The sequence below is a fragment of the Pseudostreptobacillus sp. genome, from assembly GCF_977040545.1.
Window position 1 is genome coordinate 1 of sequence record NZ_CDRRBS010000110.1, and the last position, 3104, is coordinate 3104.

4 protein-coding genes and 1 pseudogene are annotated in these 3104 nt (G+C 26.6%); all 5 read left to right on the forward strand.

Annotation, left to right across the window (positions count from 1 at the left end):
* A pseudogene (locus tag ACWYO2_RS05485) lies at nucleotides 1-194 on the forward strand (efflux RND transporter periplasmic adaptor subunit); the annotation flags it as partial.
* A complete protein-coding gene (locus ACWYO2_RS05490) occupies nucleotides 191-883 on the forward strand; it encodes an ABC transporter ATP-binding protein (RefSeq protein ID WP_455515475.1) in 693 nt (230 codons plus the stop codon). The pseudogene ACWYO2_RS05485 and the gene ACWYO2_RS05490, both read left to right, overlap by 4 nt.
* Nucleotides 883-2067: an ABC transporter permease gene (locus ACWYO2_RS05495; RefSeq protein ID WP_455515476.1), complete on the forward strand. Its 1185-nt coding sequence runs from the start codon at nucleotides 883-885 to the stop codon at nucleotides 2065-2067. Before ACWYO2_RS05490 ends, ACWYO2_RS05495 begins: the two co-directional genes overlap by 1 nt.
* A 106-nt stretch (nucleotides 2068-2173) precedes the next feature.
* Nucleotides 2174-2527 carry a hypothetical protein gene (locus ACWYO2_RS05500; protein ID WP_455515477.1) on the forward strand — a complete coding sequence of 118 codons (354 nt, stop codon included), beginning with the start codon at nucleotides 2174-2176 and terminating at the stop codon, nucleotides 2525-2527.
* 8 nt (nucleotides 2528-2535) lie between these two features.
* A partial coding sequence (locus ACWYO2_RS05505; protein WP_455515478.1) for a peptidylprolyl isomerase occupies nucleotides 2536-3104 on the forward strand: 569 nt, incomplete at its 3' end.

Sequence of the window (3104 nt, forward strand, 5' to 3'; positions counted from 1 at the left end):
ATGTCGAAATAGATGCTGCTGCAAATAAGTCATATGTTTATGTACTAGGAAAAAATAATATAGTAGAAAAACGTGAAGTTACTGTTGGTAAAACTGATAATATAAATTATGAAATAAAATCTGGACTTGAAGTGGGAGATAAATTATTAAATAATATCTCTAAGCAATTCAAAGAAGGAGATAAATTAAAATGATAGAAGTAAAAGATCTTGTGAAGGTATATAAAAATGGGAAACTTTCTTTAGAAGTATTAAAAGGTCTTAACTTAAGTGTAAAAGAAGGTGAATATGTTGCACTTATGGGACCTTCAGGTAGTGGAAAATCAACATTTCTTAATATTTTAGGATGTCTTGATAATCTTACTACTGGTACATATACTTTAGATGGTATAGATGTTTCTAATATGCCTGAAAATGATTTATCTACAGTCAGAAATGAAAAAATAGGATTTGTGTTTCAAGCATATAATTTATTACCAAAATTAACAGCAATAGAAAATGTTGAGCTTCCAGCAATGTATAAGGGTGTTGATAGAAAAACAAGACATGAAAAAGCAAAAAAAGCATTAGAAATGGTTGGACTTGGAGAAAGAATAAATCATAGACCTGTAGAAATGTCAGGAGGTCAAAAGCAAAGAGTTGCTATAGCTCGTGCATTGATAAATGATCCTAAAATAATATTTGCAGATGAACCTACAGGTAATTTAGACAGTAAATCTGGAGAAGAGATATTAAATATTTTTAAAGATTTAAATGATAAAGGTGTAACTATACTTATGGTAACACATGAAGAAGATGTTGCAGAACATACTAAGAGAATTATAAGGCTTAGAGATGGGGTTATAAATTCAGATGAAATAGTAAAAGAAAGAAGGGGTATTTAGTGGATATATGGGAATTAGTTAAATTATCTATAAAAAGTCTTTTTTCTTTTAAAGTTAGATCATTTTTAACAATGCTGGGTATAATTGTTGGGATTGCTTCTGTTGTATTAATATCTTCAGTTGGAGCTGGTTTTCAAAATAATTTATTAGGAGATTTAACAAAATCTTTAACTAAAATAGTAGAAGTTGATATCGATCAAAAGAAATTAGCAAAAACTACAATAAATAGAGATTTCTATTTTAAAGAAAGTGATTTAGAAATTATAGAACAATTACCAAACATAGATACTGCATTTTTTGAAACTCAATTACAAGGTATTACAGATGATGAAGTTTATGTTGGTGTTAGAGGAGTTAATGATAAAAATCTAAATGCTTATAGTTATAGAGTAGATTATGGAAGAAAAATTACAGAAGAAGAGTATAAGAGTAAAGCTGAAGTTGCGATTATGGATTATGATTCAGCTGTTAGAACTTATGGAAACCCAGAAAATGCATTAGGAAAACTTCTTAATTTTTCAGATTTTGATGGTTATACTTATTCATACACAATAGTTGGTGTAACTCAAAAGCCAGAACAAGTATCAGCTATTCCACAACCTGTAATTAATATTTTTGTACCAGTTGATGCCCAAGAGTACAATAGTGGCTTTACATTTAAAGTTAAAGATGAAAAGAAAATGACGGAAACAGTAAATGTTTTAAAAGGATATCTTAAAGCTAAAACTGGTCAAGATGATTTATATAAAATATCTTTAGTTAGTGATCAATTAAAAGAAGTTACTGGAATACTTAATAAAATTTCTATATTTATATCATTTATTGCAGGAATTTCTTTACTTGTTGGTGGTATAGGTGTTATGAATATTATGCTAGTATCTGTTACTGAAAGAATAAGTGAAATAGGCTTAAGAAAAGCTATTGGTGCTAAAAATAAACATATACTATTACAATTTTTAATAGAATCTATAATACTAACTTTAACTGGAGGACTGATTGGTTTAACTATAGGTTATGGACTTGCTTCAATAATTGGAATATTCCTACATATTATTCCAATATTAAAAATTAGTGTATTAATTATGTCTCTTACAGTTTCTATGGGAACAGGATTAATATTTGGTATTTATCCTGCAAGAAAAGCATCAAAACTTTCGCCTATGGAAGCTTTAAGATCTGAATAGTATTCTAAATAGAATTTAATTAGGCTCTAAAATAAATTAGAGTCTATTTATTTAATTGAAATAAAATTTTATCTATGATAAAATATATAAAATGGAAGGAGGATATATGGCTGTTGTAACATTAAAAAAGGCTAAAGTTCCTAATATTTTATTTGGTATTGTTTTAAATAATTTAGAATCAAATCTTTATCATGCTATTTCTAATAAAAAACTTGCAAATGAAGTTTTAAAAGAAAGTTTAAATATCAATCCAAGAAGATTAATAAATATCGTAGAGGTTGTAAATTCCGATGAACAAGTTTTAGATTTACTTGTAATATATGATATGATTTTAACAGAAAGAGAAGAGATGAAAATAATAAGTAATTTAAAAGTTGAACATTTTAATTTTAACATATTTAATTTTAATAGAAAGGAAGAAATAAATATTGAGGCTATGATAAGCCCATTTAATTTCTAAGGTGTTTTATGAAAAAAGTATATAAGGTTTTAATAACTATTTTGTTTAGTTTTACACTTATCAGCTGTAGTAGTGTAGTAGAAAGTTTTGTTGGTGAAAAATTATTCGGATTGACTAAAGAAGAAGAATTTTCAAATAAAATGAAATCATATAAATTACAAGCAAATATAAAAACAACAAAAGGAGATATTAAAGTTTATTTATATCCTGAAGCTGCTCCTAAATTAGTTGCTAATTTTGTATTCTTGGCAAAAAGTGGATATTACAATGATTTGAATTTTCATAGAGTAAGTGTTAATAATATTATTCAAAGTGGAGATAGAAGTATAAATCATGATGGAACAGGTAATCCAGGTTATACTATATCTGATGAATTTAGTTATTTAAAATTTGATAGATCTGGTATATTAGCTATGGCAAATACTGGTAAAGATACTAATGGTTCACAATTCTTTGTAACTTTACAAAGAGTTGATGCCTATAATGATAATTACTCGATTATAGGAAACTTAATAGATAGTAATGACTTAACTGTTGCAAGACTAATAAGACAAGATGATAAGATATTAGATGTTGA

Excerpts from the sequence above, each read along its gene's own strand:
- ACWYO2_RS05490 (WP_455515475.1), top strand. The coding sequence starts at position 191 with ATGATAGAAGTAAAAGATCTTGTGAAGGTATATAAAAATGGGAAACTT.
- ACWYO2_RS05500 (WP_455515477.1), top strand. The coding sequence starts at position 2,174 with ATGGCTGTTGTAACATTAAAAAAGGCTAAAGTTCCTAATATTTTATTT.